We start from the raw sequence: 15,849 nt of genomic DNA, 5'->3' as shown, positions 1-15,849 counted from the left end.
CGATGCAGGTCGCCGTCATGCTCGTTGGGACCGTCGCCGAGATCGTCGGTTGGTGGCTCGTGTCCACCGGTCGCTTCGACGTGTGGAAGCTCATGCCGATCGTGCTCGGCTCGATGGGCGTCGCCGCCGTGCTCGTGCATCCACCGGTCGCCGCGGTGGACCCCTCGGTCGCGGCCGCGGCGGCCGTCGGGATCGGCGCCGGACTCGCGCTCTACCTCGGCACGCGCGTCTTCGTATGGATCGCGTCGCGCTGGGCGCCGTTCCGCCGCGACGTGCTCGATCAGTACGGACAGGCGGGCGAGGTCACGCTCGCTCGGTCCCTCGTGCTGAGCCTCGCGATCATGGTGCCGGCTGAGGAGTTGTTCTGGCGTGGGTTGTTCCAGGGGCGCCTCGGTCAGGTCACCACGGCGAGCGCGGCGGCAGTGATCGCGTGGCTCGCGTACATCGTCGCCAACGTCGCGAGCCGCAGTCTGCCGATCGTGGCCGGGGCGATCGTCGGAGGCGCCGTCTGGGGAGCCCTCGCATGGTGGTCGGGGGGTGTGCTCGCGAGCCTTGCGAGCCATATCCTGTGGACCGGACTGATGCTCGCGTTCCCACCGGGGGCGGGGCGGCCGGCGATCGAAGGAGGGTCGGCGAGGTGAGCTTCCTGTCGACGGCGGTGCAGCAGGTGCTGGAAGACGCGCGGTTCTGCGCCGTGGCCACCTCCACGCCGCGGGGCCCCCATTGCACGCCGCTCGTCTTCGCGTACTCGGGCGGGCGTGTATGGCTCACGACCTCGCGTGGCTCGGTGAAGACGCGCGCGTGGAAGGTCGACTCCGGCGTCGCCGGCCTCGTGCGTCTCGGCGATCTCGCCGTCACCTTCACCGGCACGGTCAAGACCTACGACGCGCTCGACCGCAACTCCTGGGCGGCGGCGGTCACCGGCGCCACCTCGATCGCGCGCGCCACCGCGCGGTTCAGCAAGAAGAACGCTCGATTCTTCGCCGGATACGCGTTCGACGCCCGGCAGGTGCCGCTCGCATGGACCCCGCCGGGCCGCGTCTTCGTGGGCATCGATCTCGAACGAACGGCCCTGCTGGACGAGGACGGCGTGCAGGAGGGCCGGGGTCGATGGGGCGGCGAGGCGATGGGGCACGCCACGTTCCGCAAGGTGAAGCAGGGCACCGATCCGCTCGCCGTGCTGCCGCCCGACGTGGCGACGACGCTCGGTCGCAGCGGCGAGGGCGCGCTGACCGTCTCGGGCACCCGCGGGCCCGTCGTGCTCCCGGTGCGGTGGCTCGCCGAGCCTTCCGCCCTCTACGCGGCGCTCCCCGCTGAGTCGCTCGCGCTCGCCGGCGCCGGACCCGACGCGCCGGTGGCCCTCACGATCGACGAGGCGAGCGAGTGGCGTGCGCGTGACATGGCCGGCGCGATGGTGCAGGGCACGGCTGCGCTCTACGTGCTCGACGCACTCGGCTCGGGCGCGAAGTCCGCGCGCACGATCGCGACCGCGCTCCATCCGGGCGCCGGCGCACTCGTGCGCATCAACCCGAACCGCCTCGTGTGGTGGAAGGGTTGGTCGAGCGGGAGCGCGGCGGCGGCATGACGACGGTCGAGTTCTCCGTCGAGGTCGACGCGCCCGCCGAGACGGTGTGGGAGATCGCCAGCGACCCGCGGAACCTCCCTCAGTGGGACAAGCACATCGTCCGCGTAGATGTTCCCGAAGGAGGGATGGCACGGGATGCTCGGTACGACGTCGTGATGTCCCTCATGGGCGTGCAGGCCACGGTGCGCGCCACTGTGCTGGAGTGGGAACCCCCATGGCGGTCGAGCGTGCGCCTCGAGGGGCTGATCGACGCGACCGTCACGACCTCGGTGGCCTCCCTGCCGTTCGATCGCAGCGTGCTACGGCACGAGGTGACGTATCGGTTCCGCGGCCCCCTCGGCGGGTTCGGCGCGGCGGGCCTGAACGCGATGGGCGGTGCCGGCTACGCGCTGCGCCACGGGGTGCTCGCGCAGAAGCGAGAGATCGAGGAGCGAGCCCGGGCGTGACGTTGCGCTCGGTCGTGAAGGGGGCGGCGTACGCGGCCTCCGCCGCCGCTCTCGGCTACGTCGCCCTCGCGACCGACGAGGGACGCGCCGCCGACGCGGATCTCTTCGCAGCCGTGAACCGGGGACACGGTCCGGTCGCCGACCGCCTGTTCGCCGGGATCACCGAGCTCGGCTCCCTCTACGGGGTCGGAGCCGCTGCGGGCACGCTGGCCGCGCTGGGCCGTCCACGCGAGGCCGGGCGGGCGTTCGCCGCGGCCGGCGCCACGTGGCTGCTCGGGCAGGGGGTGAAGAAGCTGGTCGACCGGCCACGGCCCTACGATGCCGATCCCGGCGGCACCCGCGCGATGATCGCGCCACCGACGGGCACGTCGTGGCCGAGCAGCCATCCGGCGGTGCTCACCGCGTTCACGAGCGTCGCGGGGCGCGAGCTCGGCTCGGCTCGGTTCGCGCGAGCCGGCATGACGGCGCTGGGTGCGACGGTCGCCGCTTCCCGCGTGTACCTGGGCGTGCACTACCCGAGCGACGTGGCGAGCGGCCTCCTGGTGGGACACGCCGTCGCAGCGATGTGGCCTCGGGGACGGCGCGGCTAGACTGCCGCGCGGTGGTGCATCCCCTCGCGCAGATCGGCTGGCCGGTTCTCGACCGTTTCCGTTTCGGGGACGCGTTCGCGATCTCCCCCCACGGCCTGTTCATCGCGATCGGCTTCGTGGTCGGCGCCTGGCTGCTCGGGCGCATCGCGCCGCGCTGGGGGGTCGCGCACGACGACGTGCAGGGGGTCGTGTTCTGGTCGCTGATCGGCGCGATCGTCGGGGCCCGGCTCTTCTACGTGATCGGGCACTTCTCGGAGTTCGACTCGGTCGTCGGCATGCTCAAGATCTGGGAAGGCGGCATCTCGCTGCTCGGCGGCATCGCCGGCGCGGTGATCGTGAACGTCCCGCGGGTCCGCCGCGAGGGCTACCGGTTCTTCCAGGTCGCCGACCCCGTCGCACCGTCGCTCGCGCTCGGCATCGCGATCGGTCGCATCGGCGACCTGATCATCGCCGATCATCTCGGCAGGCCGACCAGCTGGCTCCTCGCGTGGACCTACCGGGGCGGCGCGATCGCGCCGCCGTTCTCGTGCCGGGAAGGGTTCTGCCAGGCATCGCTGCAGGGAGGACACCTCGAGACGGTCTCGGGCGACGGCGCCCGGTTGCTCGACGATGCCGGACGGGTCGTCGCCGACGGCGTCGGGGTTCATCAGACCGCCCTCTACGACCTGCTGAGCGCGACCGCGCTGTTCCTGCTGTTGTTCGTCGTGCTGATGCGCCGGCCGCGGCGCGAGGGCATCCTCACCCTGACGTTCGGCCTGTGGTACGGCGTCTCGCGCCTCGTGGAGGACTCGTTCCGCATCGACAAGCGCTTCGCCGGTCTCACGGGCAGCCAGTGGACCGCGCTCACGGTCGCCACGGTCTGCGCCGCGGTGCTGGTGTGGTTCGCGCGCCATCCAGATCCGAACGCGCCGAGCAGCGGGGGACCGGCGCGCCCGGACGAGCCGACCTCCGACGAGCGAACGGTCTCGGCCGGTCCGCCGACCGAGGTGGTCGCGTGAGCGCCGTTCGTCCCGACGCGTCGGCGCTGCGCATCGTGGCGATGCCGGGCGCGTACACCGTCTGCCGGTTCCCGGCGGGCGATCCGGTGCCGTCGTGGGTCGCGGGACCCTTCACGTCGGTCACCCGCACATCGAACGAGCTCTCGATCGTTTGCCGCACCGAACGGGTGCCCGCCGAGGTCCCCGGGGAAGACGGCTGGCGGTGCCTTCACATCGACGATACGTTCGACCTCTCGCTCGTCGGCGTGCTGCATTCCCTGACGGAACCGCTCGCCGCCGCCGGGGTCTCGGTGTTCACGATCGCGACCTACGACACCGACTACGTGCTCGTGCGCCGCTTCGCCGAGGCGGTGGCGGCACTGCGGAAGGCCGGGCACGAAGTTGTCGGCGACCTCGACGACGAGTCCATAGGGGACTAGCTGGTCATCAGCGTCAGGGGCTTGCCCACGTTCGACTTCGTCGCGCGCGCAACCGCCGACGCGGCCTCTCTCAGGGCCACGCTCGCCGGCGCGTCGGGCTCCGTGATCACGATCGGCGAACCCGTGTCGCCGCCCTCGCGCATCGCGGGCATCAGGGGCACCTGCGCCATCAGCGGCACGTTCAGATGCTCGGCCGCCTCCCGCCCGCCCCCCTCGCCGAAGATCGCCTCACGCTCGCCGCAGTGCGGGCAGACGAACCAGCTCATGTTCTCGACGACGCCGATCGGACGCAGGTTCGTGCGCTCGGCCATGCGGCCGGCCCGCTCGGCCACGGTGCGCGCGGCCTCCTGCGGGGTGGTGACGACGAGCATCGAGGCTCCCGGCAGGAACGAGGCGAGCGAGATCGACACGTCGCCCGTGCCCGGGGGCAGGTCGCACAGCAGGAAGTCGAGGTCGCCCCAGTAGACATCGCCGAGGAACTGCTCGATCGCTTTGTGCAGCATCGGGCCGCGCCAGATCACCGGCGTATCGTCGGGTACGAAGAAGCCCATCGAGATCACTTTCACGCCGTAGCCTTCGAGCGGCAGGATCATGTTCTCGAAGCCCACGGGCTTCCCCGAGACGCCCAGCATGCGCGGCACGCTGAAACCCCAGACGTCGGCGTCGAGCACGCCGACCTTCTTCCCCTCGGTCGCCATCGCCGCGGCGAGGTTCACGGTGATCGACGACTTGCCGACCCCGCCCTTGCCCGAGGCGACCGCGATCACCGAGGTCGACGGCGGGAACTGGATCTTCTGCTGCGGGGCGGGGGCACCGCCGCGGAGCGTCGAGACGAGCCCCTCGCGCTGCTGCTGGCTCATCGGGGTGAGTCGCACGTCGACTCGCTCGACCCCCTCGAGCGGCTCGACGACGGCGGTCACGTCGTTCGTGATGCGGTCCTTGAGCGGGCACCCCTCGATCGTGAGGAGCACGTGCACCTCGACCCGGGCGCCGTCGATCGCGATCGACTCAAGCATTCCGATGTCCTCGATCGGGCGCCCGATCTCGGGGTCCATTACGCCTCGCAGCGCCTGTCGCACCTGCTCCTCGGTGACCACGGTCGTCCCTTTCCCTCTAAGCTTGATTCACACGGTGTTGGCCGTGGAAATCCATGATACGCGCGGGGGGTCCGAGTGGCCGAGCCGTCTCCGATCGAGGTCCACAAGGCGCTGGCCGACGACACGCGGTACCGGTTGTACCGCTACCTGCGCTTGTCGGGCCGCCCGGTCTCGGTGCGGGAGCTTTCGATCCGACTCGGGCTGCACGTCAACACGCTGCGCCCGCACCTGCGGCGCCTCGAGGAAGCCGGCCTGATCACGAGTGAGGCGCAGCGGGGCGTCGCCTCGGTGGGCCGACCCCAGACGGTCTACTCCGTCGTCGATCGTGAGGAACGCGAGGGTCGAGACTACCGCCTGTTTGCGGAGATCGTGGCCGGGCACGTCACGGGTGCCCGACAGCGGTCGCGCGCGGTCGCATCCGCGCGGGAATGGGGTGCGTACCTCGTGGGACGAGCGGCGCCGAGGCCGGGCGGTCGCACCTCGAGCGGTCCGAACCTCGCGGTGCTGCAGGAGGCGCTCTCCGAGGCAGGGTTCGACCCGCGGTTCCGACGGCGCGGGCGTGACAGGGTGGACATCACGCTGCGCGACTGTCCCTTCCGCGATCTCCTCGACGAGCACCGCGACCTCGTGTGCCAACTGCACCGTGGGCTCCTCGAGGGCATGCTTGCGAGCTCCCGGCCGCCGATGCGCCTGGACACGTTCGAGCCCCTCGCCGATCGTTCCGCGGTCTGCCGCCTCTCGGCGGTGCCCGACTGAGCCTTCGCGACCTACGTACGTATCGCCCGTGGCGAACCGCGTACTCAGACTGAAGTCGAGCCCCGTCTCGTCCGATGCAGAGGGAGCACACCCGGGCGACGGCGGTTGGCCCGGCATCGTCCTGCGAACAACGTCGGAGGAACAGGGTATGGAGCAGTTGGCCACGTCGTCGTCGGACGGCACGCCCATCGTGCCGGAGTTCAACGCCTGGCTCGAACAGCTCGTCGACGGGGAAGGTTCGGACTTGCACGTGAAGGTCGGCTCGCCCCCGATGATCAGGCTTCCGAAGGGACTTCGGCGGCTCGATCGCGATCCGCTCACCGGCATCGAGTGCCAGGCGATCGCCGACGGCATCATCCCTCCCGATCGGAAGCAGCGGTTCCTCGACACGGGTGAGGTGGACTTCGCCTACTCGATCCACAACGTCGGACGCTTCCGAGTGAACGTGTTCCGTCAGCGTGGCTCGGTCAGCATGGTGCTGCGGAAGCTGCGGTTCGGCGGACCGGCGTTCGAGGAGATCGGCCTGCCCGATGCCGTGCGCAAGATCGCCGACGAGCAGCGAGGACTGGTCCTCGTGACAGGACCGACCGGGTCGGGGAAGACGACGACCCTCGCCGCGATGATCGACTACATCAACAAGTCCAAGCCCGTGCACATCGTCACGATCGAGGACCCGATCGAGGTGTTGCACAAGGACGAGATGGCATCGATCAACCAGCGGGAGGTGGGCAACGACACCCAGGACTTCCTCGTCGCCCTGCGTGCGGCCATGCGGCAGGACCCCGACGTGATCCTGATCGGCGAGATGCGCGACACCGAGACGGTGCGGGCGGCGATCGCCGCCGCCGAGACCGGGCATCTCGTGATGTCGACGCTGCACACGGTCGACGCGACGGAGACCGTGAACCGCGTGATCGACTTCTTCCCGCCCTACCAGCAGAAGCAGGTGCGACTCGCCCTGGCCGGCACGCTGCGCGGCATCATCTGTCAGCGGCTCGTGCCGACCGTCGACGGCGGTCGTCTGCCCAGTCTCGAGATCCTGATCAACACGGGACGCGTTGCCGAGCGCATCGCCGACCCCGACAAGACTCACGAGATCAAGGACGTGATCCAGGACGGGTCCTTCTACGGCATGATCACGTTCGATCAGTGCCTGCTGCAGCTCGTGCAGGAGGGCAAGGTCACGGTCGAGGACGCCTTCCAGGCCGTCTCGAACCGCCACGACTTCGAGCTGGCGATGCAGCAGGCCGGCATGCCGCTCCCTGTCTAGGCGGCCGTCGGGCTCGCGGCGTCGCGCCTGCGGAGGCCGGCCAGGCCCACGCCCGCTGCCGCCCCGAGCACCAGGCCGACGGCTCCCGCGGCGAGCCATGCTCCGCTGTCCGACTCGGACCCCGACGAGGCGGTGGGCGGTCCGGTGTCGGCGAGCGCCTGCACGCCGGTATCCTCGCCGACCACGACCACCCCGTTCATGCCGGGATGCAGCGTGCAGGCGAACGGGTAGATGCCGTCGACCTTGAACGAGGTCGTGAACCGATCGCCCTGCCCCATGTCCTCGTAGTGGCCCCACCCCGTGCCGCTCACGTTGTGTGCGAAGGGGTCGCGGTTGACGAACGTGATCGTCTCGCCGACGTCGACCCGAAGCGTCGACGGCGTGAAGCAGGCACCCTCCAACGCCACCTGTTCGGCCGATCCCTCGGTCGGAGCGCAGTGGCCGCCGCCACCGGCGGCCGCGATCGTCGTGCCGGCGAGCGCTCCGATCGTGCCCAGCACGACGATCGTCGCGATCCTTCGTGTGCGCGTCATCACGGCCTCCCGTCCCCTCTCTCGATCCCGCCCTCACTACACCGTCGGCGGACGCGGGGTTCCGTCTCAGCCCACGTCGACGACGGGCTCGACGGATCCGGCGATACGGACCGCCCGGTGCTTCCCGAGCGCGGTCTCGAGGCGGAACGTGAACCCGGCGTCCTGCCAGATCAGCACGTTCCCCGTCACGAGCACCTCGATCGGCTCGTCGTCGGTGATCATGACCAGCTCGTGCTCGCCGGTCGTCCAGAAGGCCGGCCGGCCCTCGACGATCGCCTCGCCGAAGCGGTTCGTCTCGGCGAACAGCTGCTTCGATGCGACTTCCCATGAACCCTCGAACTGCATCAGCACGGCTCCCACTCCCGTGCCCGGGAGCACCGGCAGGTCGGAGGTGGGTGACCACGCGCTCGTGATGCGCCGGACGACGCGATCGGAGTCGAAGGCGATCTCGGTCTCGTCGACCCATGTCCGGTCGGGGGGGCCGAGCGCCGGCGGCAACGCGGCGGGGAACCCCGCGATCGCCTCGGCCTCCTCCGGCGACACCTCGCGCCCGAGGTCGGCGGATGTCGCGACGTTCGTAGGGAGCGCCGTCGGCCTGCCGGGCAGCACCTCGACCACCACGGCGCCGAGCTCGAACACGACCCTCGCGGCCAGGGCGGCGCCGGCGAGCGCGAGCAGCGCCGCGGCGATCACGAGCAGCGTGCGCCGGCGACTCGGGAGTGAGAGCCGGGGCGCGACGAGCGACGGCGAGGCCTCGAACGCGCGGATCGTGGTCCCGACCGCCGCCGCGACGTCCGGCGTCCGAGGCCAGTCGACGCGGGTGGCCAGCTCGGCGAGCGCGGCCTCCAGCTGCTTGTCGGTCGGCGCGCGCATCCGGTCGCTCACGGTCTCTCCGCCTCCGCGAATGGGGTCGTCGCCGCCAGCTCCGTGCGCAGCCGCACGAGCGCCCTCGAGAGCCTGGACTTCACCGTGCCGGGGGCGACGTCGAGCGCCTCGGCCGTCTCGGCCTCGGACATCTCGAACAGGTACCGGTAGGCAACCACCATCCGGTCTCGCTCGGGAAGCCGGTCGATCGCGGCGAGCAGGCCCTCGGCGTCGGCCCGCCCGAGCGCCGCGGCTTCGGGCGAGGGGGCCGCGACCTCCGATCCGATCGCCGCCGCCCGCACCGCGAGGCCTTCCCGGCGCCGCGCGGACCGCCCGCGGTTGCGCGCTTCGTTCGCCACGATCCGCAGGACCCACGGCCGGAACGGCGCGCCGGGCCGGAACCTCGGCAGCGCGTAGTACGCCTTCACGAACGCGTCCTGCACGGCATCCTCCGCCTCGCCACGGTCGCGCACGACCAGCCAGGCGACGCGGAAGGCGATGGCTTGGTACCGCGTCACCAGCTCTTCGAACGCGCCGACGTCGCCGTCGCGGGCTCGGACGGCGAGCTCGGCGTCCTCCGATGGTCGGCCCTGCATGGGGCGCTGATCGCTCACGTCTCGACCGTCATACACCAGCCCGTGGCTCCGGGTTCCCGGCGCACGAGGGCGCCCGCCGGAGCGGACGCCCTCACGGAAGGGACGGCGTCGGAGCGATCGGTCAGGACGCCGGAGCGGCGACCTCCGGTCCGGGCGACGGGCCGTTCGCCGACGCGGCCTCCGCCACGGCCGTGAAGCCGGAGACGAGGCTCGAGAGCTCCATCGGGACGATGACCTTCGACGACGGCGACATCCCGAGGGACCGCAGCGCTTCGAGGTACTGCAGCTTCATCGTCTTGGCGTCGGCGCCCATCGCCTGCTCGTTGATCGTCTTCAGCGCGAGCGCGAAGCCCTCGGCACGCAGGATCGCCGCCTGGCGCTCACCCTCGGCCGTGAGGATCGCGGACTGCTTCGATCCCTCGGCGTTCAGGATGGCGGCTTCCTTGTTGCCCTCGGCGACCGTGATCGCCGCGGCTTTGGCGCCGTCGGCCTCGGTGACGACCGCGCGCCGCGTGCGCTCGGCCGACATCTGGCGGGTCATCGCCTCCTGGACCGAAGCGGGCGGGATGATCTCGCGGATCTCGACGTTCGTGACCTTCACGCCCCAGCGCTCCGTCACTTCGTCGAGCTTGATGCGCAGCAGCGTGTTGATCTCGTCGCGCTTGGCGAGCATGTCGTCGAGGGGGATGTCGCCGATCACCGCGCGCAGCGTGGTCGACGCGATGTTCAGCGCGGCGCCGGCGAAGTTCCCCACCTGCACCACCGAGGTCTGCGCGTCCATCACCTTGTAGAACATGACGAAGTCGACCGCGATCGGGGCGTTGTCCTTGGTGATGGAATCCTGCCGCGGGATCTCCAGGTAGAACTCGCGGAGATCCACCGTGATGCCCTTGTCGACGAAGGGGATCAGGATCACGAGTCCCGGTCCCTTCTGTCCCAGCAGGCGACCCAGCCGGAAGACGACCAGGCGCTGGTACTCCGGCACGATCTTGATCGCCTTGGCCAGGAACAGCACGACCAACAGCACCACCAGGATCATCCCGATCAAGGCGGGACTGATGTTCATCAGTGGTTCCTCCCTTCCTCGGCCGCCATGGTGGCTGCCGCATCGTGCTCGGAGGTGTCGCGGTCGACGGTGAGCACGAGACCGTCGAGGCTGGTGACCCTGACCGGCGAGCCGGCAGGGATCGTGGACCCGTCGGCCGAGATGGCGCGCCATTCCTCGGACGCGACCCGGACGATGCCGTGGGGGGTGAGCCCGGCCCCGATCGCGACGCCGGTGCGCCCGACGACGGTCTCGGCCCCCTGGGCGGCGGGCATGCGGCGGATCGAGAGCACCTTGCGCAGCACGATCGCGAAGAACGCGCCGACGAAGACCGCGGTGCCAACGAGCACGGCGGGCGACACCGAGACGCCGCCGGCGCGGTCGTACAGGAACCACCCGCCGAGCAGCAGGCAGATCGTGCCGGCGATGCCCCACAGGCCGAACCCGGGTGCGTTCAGCTCGACGACCATCAGCACGGCGGCGGCGACGAGCAGGATGATGCCGACCAGCTGCACCGGCAGCACGCCGAACGACACGATCGCGAGGATCAGCATCGCGGTGCCGATCGTGCCCGAGAAGATGTGGCCGGGCACGAGCAGCTCGAGCACGATCAACGCGAGACCGAGCCAGAAGAAGACGAACGCGAGGGTCGGATCCAGCAACGTGTGCAGGAACCCGACGAAGCCCCCCATCGAGCGATCGACGACCGGCGTGCCCGCGGTCTCGAGCGTGACCTCCTGGCCGTCGCCGAGCGTGACCGTCTCGCCGTCGATCTCGTCGAGGAGCGCCTCGGTGGTCGGCGCGATGAGGTCGATGACCCCGTCGGCGAGTGCCTGTTCGGCGCTGATGCTGACCGCGTCGGTCACGAACGATTCGGCCACGTCGGCGTTGCGGTCGTACTCCTCAGCGATCGCGCGCATCGAGGCGGCGGCGTCGTTCACGGCCTTGTCGGAGCCGACCGCGCCGTCGATGCCCACCGGGGTCGCGGCACCCACGTTCGTGCCGGGCGCCATCGCGGCGATGTCGCACGACAGCAGAACGAACGACCCCGCCGACGCCGCCCGAGCGCCCGACGGAGCGACGTAGCACACCACGGGCACGTCGGCGTTCAGGGTCGCCTGTGTGATCTCCCGGGTCGACGACACGAGACCGCCCGGCGTGTCGATCTCGATCAGCACCGCGGGTGCGCCGGTGTCGGCCGCCTCCTGGATCCCGTTCGCGAGGTAGTCGGCCACGAAGGGATCGACCACACCGTCGAGGTGCAATCGCAGGACCGAACCCTGGTCGGGCGATTGAGCGTCGGAGGGCCCGGCGAGGCCGATCAGGCCGAGGACCGAGAGGGTCAGCGCCGTGGTGAGCCGAGCCGCGTGACCCAACCGTGTCGTCGTCATCTCCGTGCCATGGATTCGCCACATGTTGCGGTTCGGTTCTCCTTCGTCGGCCCGCGGAACCGAGCCTAGCCTGCCGGCGAACCCGATACAGCAAGGAGCGTCGGAGTACGATGGATGTCCGCGACCGCGGGTCGTGCCGGCGGCAAGCCGCGATCGTCCGAGGCTCCGTATACCGGAAGGAACACCGGGTGCAGGCTCGCAACGACGGACCGCTCCTCCCGAAAGAGGAACAGCAACTGATGGAAGGGCTCCTCGCCGGCAACGACGACGCGATCCGCGCGCTCTACGCGCGGTACGGTCGACCGATCTACTCGCTCGGCTACCGGCTGCTTGGTACGCGGGAGTCGGCGGAGGAGCTCACGCAGGACGTCTTCCTCACCGCGTGGCGCAAGGCAGCGCGGTTCGACCCCTCGCGGGGGCGCCTCTCGACGTGGCTGATGACGATCGCGCACAACCTCGCGGTCGATCGGCTCCGTCGCGAGACCGGCGTCTCCCGGCCCACCCTCGTGCTCGTCGACGAGGTGCCCGATGCTCCTGGGCTCGACGAGGAAGCCGTGCTGATCGAACGGGACGCGGCGCTGCGGGCGCTATCCTCGCTCACCGAGGCCGAGCGTCGCCTGGTGGCGCGCGCGTATTTCCGGGGGATGACCGCACGCGAGATCGCGGAATCCGACGGCATCCCGCTCGGAACGGTCAAGACCCGGCTGCGCTCGGCGATGATCAAGGTACGGAAGGCGAACGAGGGCAAGGAACTGCTGTGAACTGCGCGACGGTGCGCGATCGATTGGCGGAGCATGCCCTGGGGGCCTTGTCCCCGCGCGACGTCGCGCCCGTCGACCGCCATCTCGCCTGGTGCGCCGCCTGCCGGAAGGAAGCGGGCGAGCTGCAGCGAGCCACCGCCACCCTCGCGTTCGGGGTCGCCTCGCTCGCGCCGCCCGTGGAGCTCGAGGAACGGACCATCGCTGCCGTGCACCAGGCCGTCGAGCAGCGCGACCGCCGGCCATCGACGCCCCGTCGCAGCCGGCTCACGCTCATCGCAGCCCTGACCGGGATGCTCGCGGTGCTCGGCACGGGCTGGGGCGCGGTGATGGCCAACCGGGCCGCGGATTCCGATCGGCTCGTGCAGCTCGAGACGCTTCGCTCCCAGAGCGCCGTGGAGCGGTTCCGGGACCTGTTGAACTCCGCCGAGTTCGGAGATCCGGAGGACGAGGTGTTCCTCGGCACGCTGAGTCCGTCGGCCACCGGTGGCGGAGGGGGGAGCGCCCTCACGCTCGTCTCGCCATCGATCATCGACATGTCCATCGTGCTCGTGAACGGCGTGCCGCAGGAGGCCAGGGAGCAGCTGCCGTTCACGGTTCGGCTCCGCGGTGACGACGGCGTGCTGATGGTCGGTCGCATCGAGAAGGGCGACCTCGACGACAGTGGCGCCGGCATCGTGATGCGGGAGTTCGACGAGCTCGTGGGGTACGACTCGGTGGTCGTCCGCGACGTCGACGGCGACATCGTGATGAGCGGCTTGATGCAGACGCGCGCGACCGTCACGAGCCCTGGTCCCTAGCCAGGCGCCGGTCGCCGACTCGCGAGCCGTATCCTCCTCGCATGCGATTCGGCCTCAGCCTCCCGCACTACGGCTTCTCGCTCCCAGGAGGAGCTCCGATCACGTTCGAGGCGATGTGCGACTGGGCGGCGCGCGCCGAACGCCTCGGGTTCGATTCGATCTGGGTCTCCGACCACTTCTACTACTCGTTCGATCGATACGGCGCCGATCCGACGCCGATCGCGGCGGTCGAGCCCCTGACCGCGATCGCCGGACTGGCGACCGTGACCGAACGGATCCGCATGGGAACCCTCGTGCTGGGTGCCCCGTTCCGTCACCCGTCGATCCTCGCGAAGATGGCGACGACGATCGACGCCATCTCTCACGGGCGGCTCGAGCTCGGCCTCGGGGCCGGCTGGCTCGAGCGAGAATTCACCGCGTTCGGCTATCGATACGGCTCCGTCGGCGAACGCTTCGACGCGCTCGAGGAGTCGTTGCAGGTGCTGCACGCGCTGTTCTCCGGTGGCCCGGCCACGTTCGAGGGCCGCACGGTCTCGCTGCGTGATGCGCACCTACGACCGGCGTCCACGCAGTCGCGCATCCCCGTCTGGGTGGGCGGCAAGGGGGGGCCACGCCTGTTGCGTCTCGCCGCCCGCTACGCCGACGGATGGAACGCCGTGTGGCGGTGGTCCCCCGAGACGTACGGCGAACGTGCCACGGCTGCCCGCGCGGCATGTGAGCGGGAGGACCGCGATCCGGCGACCTTCCGGTTCTCCGTGGGACTCTACTCGTTGTTGGGTGAGACCGAGGAGGCCTTCCGGGCGGTGTTCGAACGCGGCAGAGCGGCCATGCCGGGAGATGCCATGCGCGACGAGACCGAGTCGTCATGGCGGGCCGACACCCTCTCGGGCACGCCGGAGCAGGCGATCGAGCGGATCCGCGAGTTCGGGGCCGTCGGGGTGGAGGAGATCGTTGTCGCGCCGTGGATCTTGCCGTTCTCGGTGCACGAGCCGGAGATGGTCGACCTGCTCGCCGAGCAGGTCATCGCACCGTTCCGTGACCTGGGATGACGGGATCCATGGACGACGGCTCGTCTGACGACACGCTGGCATCGGCGGTCTCCGTGCTCCGAGATGCTTCGGAACCGCTCCATTGGACGGTGATCCAGGACCGCGCCCTGCGGGCGGGGTTGCTCGACCCGTTCAGGACGCCCAACGTTCGCCGGGAGCTGCTCGCCGCGCTCCGTCGCGGTGTGCAGCAGGGTGTGCTGCAGGCCGCCGGCACGGGCGTGTACGAGCTCGCTCGATCGCCGAGCGAGGGCGGTGAAGGAGACTAGCCGGCCTTCTGCTTCGGAGGGCGGCCGCGGCGCTTCCCGGTGGCCGTTCGACTCGTGGGCTTCTTCGCGCTCGATGCGGAGGCGCGACCGGCCACCACACCCTTGCGACGTCCCGGTCGCGGCTTGCGGGCTCCCGTGACCAGTTCGTTCACATGGTTCGAACAGAGGTCCTTCACGAAGTTGCCGCGTGAGACCTTGATCGTGATGGTTTCCGCGGCGGGCTTGCCGCACGCGTCGCAAACGAGGATCGTCTTCTCGGCCATCCCTTCCCCCCCCAGATCGTCGGGACCGGGCTCAGGATACGCGCAACCGAGAGGGTTCCACCAGGCGTGCGCGACGAGCGCTGGTTCTCAGGGGCGGTAGGCGATGGGGGAGAACCGTTCGAGTTTCTCGAAACGGTGTTCCGCCTCGACCCACCTGACGGTGCCCGAACGTGAGCGCATCACCATCGAGTGGGTGGTCGCGCCATCGGGCCAGTATCGGACGCCGCGCAGCAGCGAACCGTCGGTGATGCCCGTCGCGGCGAAGAACACGTCGTCACCGCTCACCAGGTCGTCAGCCGTGAGGACCGCCTCGAGATCGAACCCGCCGTCGATCAGCGCCTGGCGCTCGGCGTCGTCGCGAGGGTACAGGCGGCCTTGGATCGCTCCGCCGAGGCACTTCAGCGCCGCTGCCGCGATCACGCCCTCGGGTGTGCCGCCGATGCCGAGCAGCAGATCGATCCCCGTGCGCGGCGCCGCCGCTGCGATCGCTCCGGCCACGTCGCCGTCGCTGATCAGGAAGACGCGCGCGCCGACGCTGCGCACGGCATCGATCATATCCGAGTGGCGTGGCCGGTCGAGGATCGTCACGCTCACGTCCTCAGGCTTGACGCCCTTGGCCTTCGCCACGAGACGCACGTTCTCCTCGGGCGGGGCCGTCACGTCGATCACCCCCGCCGCCTCGGCCCCGGCGGCGATCTTCTCCATGTAGACCGCGGCGCCCGGGAAGAACATCGTGCCCCGTTCCGCCAGCGCGATCACGGCCACCGCGTTGGGCTGGCCGACCGCGGTGAGACGGGTACCGTCGATCGGATCGACCGCCACGTCGACGCCGGGGCCGTCACCGTTGCCGACGTCCTCGCCGTTGAAGAGCATCGGGGCCTCGTCCTTCTCGCCCTCGCCGATCACCACGGTGCCGTTCATCGAGACGGTGTCGATCATCAGACGCATCGCGTCGACGGCGGCCGCGTCGGCCGCGATCTTGTCGCCGTGTCCGATCCAGCGCCCGGCCGCCAGCGCCGCTGCCTCGGTGACACGTGCGAGCTCCATCGCCAGGTTCCGGTCCGGACGGGCCTCATTCACGGGTTCCTCCTCGTTCTCCGCGGCTGCCGTGTGGACGCGTGCG

General features: G+C 70.4%; 20 protein-coding genes. 12 read left to right on the top strand and 8 right to left on the bottom strand.

Annotated features, from left to right (window positions below):
• Positions 1 to 2 precede the first annotated feature (2 nt).
• Genes VFI59_16335 through VFI59_16310 form a run of 6 tightly spaced genes read left to right on the top strand, consistent with a single transcriptional unit; the run spans position 3 to position 4,038 of the window.
• Positions 3 to 641, top strand: a complete 639-nt coding sequence (locus tag VFI59_16335) for a CPBP family intramembrane glutamic endopeptidase (GenBank protein ID HET6715263.1) — start codon at positions 3 to 5, stop codon at positions 639 to 641.
• Positions 638 to 1,585 carry a pyridoxamine 5'-phosphate oxidase family protein gene (locus VFI59_16330; protein ID HET6715262.1) on the top strand — a complete coding sequence of 316 codons (948 nt, stop codon included), beginning with the start codon at positions 638 to 640 and terminating at the stop codon, positions 1,583 to 1,585. Before VFI59_16335 ends, VFI59_16330 begins: the two co-directional genes overlap by 4 nt.
• Entirely contained in the window at positions 1,582 to 2,031 is a 450-nt protein-coding gene (locus tag VFI59_16325) for an SRPBCC family protein (protein HET6715261.1), read from the top strand. Before VFI59_16330 ends, VFI59_16325 begins: the two co-directional genes overlap by 4 nt.
• Positions 2,028 to 2,621: a phosphatase PAP2 family protein gene (locus VFI59_16320; protein HET6715260.1), complete on the top strand. Its 594-nt coding sequence runs from the start codon at positions 2,028 to 2,030 to the stop codon at positions 2,619 to 2,621. Before VFI59_16325 ends, VFI59_16320 begins: the two co-directional genes overlap by 4 nt.
• Before the next feature lie 11 nt (positions 2,622 to 2,632).
• Entirely contained in the window at positions 2,633 to 3,619 is a 987-nt protein-coding gene (locus VFI59_16315; protein ID HET6715259.1) for a prolipoprotein diacylglyceryl transferase family protein, read from the top strand.
• Positions 3,616 to 4,038, top strand: coding sequence for an ACT domain-containing protein (locus VFI59_16310; GenBank protein ID HET6715258.1), 423 nt, complete (start codon positions 3,616 to 3,618; stop codon positions 4,036 to 4,038). The genes VFI59_16315 and VFI59_16310 overlap by 4 nt, the downstream gene beginning before the upstream one ends.
• On the opposite strand, the gene VFI59_16305 is transcribed toward VFI59_16310, so the two are convergent.
• Positions 4,035 to 5,135 carry an Mrp/NBP35 family ATP-binding protein gene (locus tag VFI59_16305; protein ID HET6715257.1) on the bottom strand — a complete coding sequence of 367 codons (1,101 nt, stop codon included), beginning with the start codon at positions 5,133 to 5,135 and terminating at the stop codon, positions 4,035 to 4,037. The two genes, VFI59_16310 and VFI59_16305, sit on opposite strands and share 4 nt — an antisense overlap.
• 75 nt (positions 5,136 to 5,210) lie before the next feature.
• Between VFI59_16305 and VFI59_16300 the strand changes: the two genes are divergently transcribed.
• Both VFI59_16300 and VFI59_16295 read left to right on the top strand, forming a co-directional pair.
• Positions 5,211 to 5,891 (top strand): helix-turn-helix domain-containing protein, encoded by a 681-nt coding sequence (locus VFI59_16300; protein HET6715256.1) that lies wholly within the window; start codon positions 5,211 to 5,213, stop codon positions 5,889 to 5,891.
• A 148-nt stretch (positions 5,892 to 6,039) separates the two neighbouring features.
• Complete coding sequence (locus tag VFI59_16295; protein ID HET6715255.1) at positions 6,040 to 7,161, top strand: PilT/PilU family type 4a pilus ATPase; 1,122 nt, start codon at positions 6,040 to 6,042, stop codon at positions 7,159 to 7,161.
• Here the strand turns inward: VFI59_16295 and VFI59_16290 are convergent.
• The 5 genes from VFI59_16290 to VFI59_16270 form a co-directional block, all read right to left on the bottom strand.
• Positions 7,158 to 7,694, bottom strand: a complete 537-nt coding sequence (locus tag VFI59_16290; protein ID HET6715254.1) for a plastocyanin/azurin family copper-binding protein — start codon at positions 7,692 to 7,694, stop codon at positions 7,158 to 7,160. The two genes, VFI59_16295 and VFI59_16290, sit on opposite strands and share 4 nt — an antisense overlap.
• 66 nt (positions 7,695 to 7,760) lie before the next feature.
• The gene (locus tag VFI59_16285) at positions 7,761 to 8,579 is read right to left on the bottom strand and encodes a hypothetical protein (GenBank protein ID HET6715253.1); all 819 of its coding nucleotides are present in this window, start codon (positions 8,577 to 8,579) and stop codon (positions 7,761 to 7,763) included.
• On the bottom strand, positions 8,576 to 9,172 hold the full coding sequence (locus VFI59_16280) for a sigma-70 family RNA polymerase sigma factor (GenBank protein HET6715252.1): 597 nt from the start codon (positions 9,170 to 9,172) through the stop codon (positions 8,576 to 8,578). Before VFI59_16280 ends, VFI59_16285 begins: the two co-directional genes overlap by 4 nt.
• 103 nt (positions 9,173 to 9,275) lie before the next feature.
• Complete coding sequence (locus VFI59_16275; GenBank protein HET6715251.1) at positions 9,276 to 10,220, bottom strand: SPFH domain-containing protein; 945 nt, start codon at positions 10,218 to 10,220, stop codon at positions 9,276 to 9,278.
• Positions 10,220 to 11,590 (bottom strand): nodulation protein NfeD, encoded by a 1,371-nt coding sequence (locus VFI59_16270; protein ID HET6715250.1) that lies wholly within the window; start codon positions 11,588 to 11,590, stop codon positions 10,220 to 10,222. Before VFI59_16270 ends, VFI59_16275 begins: the two co-directional genes overlap by 1 nt.
• Before the next feature lie 188 nt (positions 11,591 to 11,778).
• On the opposite strand from VFI59_16270, the gene VFI59_16265 reads away from it, so the two are divergent.
• From VFI59_16265 to VFI59_16250, 4 genes are read left to right on the top strand one after another with little or no spacing between them, the layout of a single operon-like run.
• The gene (locus VFI59_16265) at positions 11,779 to 12,351 is read left to right on the top strand and encodes a sigma-70 family RNA polymerase sigma factor (GenBank protein HET6715249.1); all 573 of its coding nucleotides are present in this window, start codon (positions 11,779 to 11,781) and stop codon (positions 12,349 to 12,351) included.
• Entirely contained in the window at positions 12,348 to 13,148 is an 801-nt protein-coding gene (locus VFI59_16260; protein ID HET6715248.1) for a zf-HC2 domain-containing protein, read from the top strand. Before VFI59_16265 ends, VFI59_16260 begins: the two co-directional genes overlap by 4 nt.
• Before the next feature lie 41 nt (positions 13,149 to 13,189).
• Complete coding sequence (locus VFI59_16255; protein HET6715247.1) at positions 13,190 to 14,197, top strand: LLM class flavin-dependent oxidoreductase; 1,008 nt, start codon at positions 13,190 to 13,192, stop codon at positions 14,195 to 14,197.
• An 8-nt stretch (positions 14,198 to 14,205) separates the two neighbouring features.
• The gene (locus VFI59_16250; GenBank protein ID HET6715246.1) at positions 14,206 to 14,463 is read left to right on the top strand and encodes a hypothetical protein; all 258 of its coding nucleotides are present in this window, start codon (positions 14,206 to 14,208) and stop codon (positions 14,461 to 14,463) included.
• On the opposite strand, the gene VFI59_16245 is transcribed toward VFI59_16250, so the two are convergent.
• Together VFI59_16245 and glpX are read right to left on the bottom strand one after the other, a co-directional pair.
• Positions 14,460 to 14,726 (bottom strand): hypothetical protein, encoded by a 267-nt coding sequence (locus VFI59_16245; GenBank protein HET6715245.1) that lies wholly within the window; start codon positions 14,724 to 14,726, stop codon positions 14,460 to 14,462. The genes VFI59_16250 and VFI59_16245 overlap by 4 nt on opposite strands.
• A gap of 87 nt (positions 14,727 to 14,813) precedes the next feature.
• Positions 14,814 to 15,773: a class II fructose-bisphosphatase gene (gene glpX / locus VFI59_16240; protein ID HET6715244.1), complete on the bottom strand. Its 960-nt coding sequence runs from the start codon at positions 15,771 to 15,773 to the stop codon at positions 14,814 to 14,816.
• Between the last annotated feature and the right edge of the window lie 76 nt (positions 15,774 to 15,849).

The sequence above is a fragment of the Actinomycetota bacterium genome, assembly GCA_035697485.1.
Classification (GTDB): Bacteria; Actinomycetota; UBA4738; order UBA4738; family HRBIN12; genus JAOUEA01.
The sequence above is the reverse complement of the archived record's forward strand: the minus strand, read 5'-3'. Positions and strand labels throughout refer to the sequence as shown.

Coding starts and splice junctions, on each gene's coding strand:
- VFI59_16335 (HET6715263.1), top strand. CDS start 3: ATGCAGGTCGCCGTCATGCTCGTTGGGACCGTCGCCGAGATCGTCGGT.
- VFI59_16325 (HET6715261.1), top strand. CDS start 1,582: ATGACGACGGTCGAGTTCTCCGTCGAGGTCGACGCGCCCGCCGAGACG.
- VFI59_16295 (HET6715255.1), top strand. CDS start 6,040: ATGGAGCAGTTGGCCACGTCGTCGTCGGACGGCACGCCCATCGTGCCG.
- VFI59_16290 (HET6715254.1), bottom strand. CDS start 7,694: ATGACGCGCACACGAAGGATCGCGACGATCGTCGTGCTGGGCACGATC.
- VFI59_16275 (HET6715251.1), bottom strand. CDS start 10,220: ATGAACATCAGTCCCGCCTTGATCGGGATGATCCTGGTGGTGCTGTTG.
- VFI59_16270 (HET6715250.1), bottom strand. CDS start 11,590: ATGACGACGACACGGTTGGGTCACGCGGCTCGGCTCACCACGGCGCTG.
- VFI59_16255 (HET6715247.1), top strand. CDS start 13,190: ATGCGATTCGGCCTCAGCCTCCCGCACTACGGCTTCTCGCTCCCAGGA.
- VFI59_16250 (HET6715246.1), top strand. CDS start 14,206: ATGGACGACGGCTCGTCTGACGACACGCTGGCATCGGCGGTCTCCGTG.
- VFI59_16245 (HET6715245.1), bottom strand. CDS start 14,726: ATGGCCGAGAAGACGATCCTCGTTTGCGACGCGTGCGGCAAGCCCGCC.
- glpX (HET6715244.1), bottom strand. CDS start 15,773: ATGGAGCTCGCACGTGTCACCGAGGCAGCGGCGCTGGCGGCCGGGCGC.